Raw genomic sequence first — 259 nt, 5'->3', positions numbered from 1 at the left:
TTGTTAAAGAGCAAGTTAAATCTTTCGATGTAACCATTTTTAAATATTTTCAATGAAAACACTTAAAGATGGTGGAGCTATGCGGGATCGAACCGCAGACCTCTTCGCTGCCAGCGAAGCGCTCTCCCAGCTGAGCTATAGCCCCTTAACTTCTTTTAAACCTAATCAATCTGTGTGGGTACTCATCAAAAATAATCTTTTCGTAAGGAGGTGATCCAGCCCCAGGTTCCCCTAGGGCTACCTTGTTACGACTTCACCC

Annotated in this window: 1 tRNA gene and 1 rRNA gene; both read right to left on the bottom strand. The window is 43.6% G+C overall.

What is annotated here, in order from left to right:
• Window positions 1–69: 69 nt before the first annotated feature.
• Window positions 70–145, bottom strand: a tRNA-Ala gene (locus HC725_RS16625).
• Between the two features lie 58 nt (window positions 146–203).
• A 16S ribosomal RNA gene (locus tag HC725_RS16620) occupies window positions 204–259 on the bottom strand; the annotation flags it as partial.

It is taken from the genome of Vibrio sp. S17_S38, from assembly GCF_014694375.1.
Classification (GTDB): domain Bacteria; phylum Pseudomonadota; class Gammaproteobacteria; order Enterobacterales; family Vibrionaceae; genus Vibrio.
The sequence above is the reverse complement of the archived record's forward strand: the minus strand, read 5'-3'. Positions and strand labels throughout refer to the sequence as shown.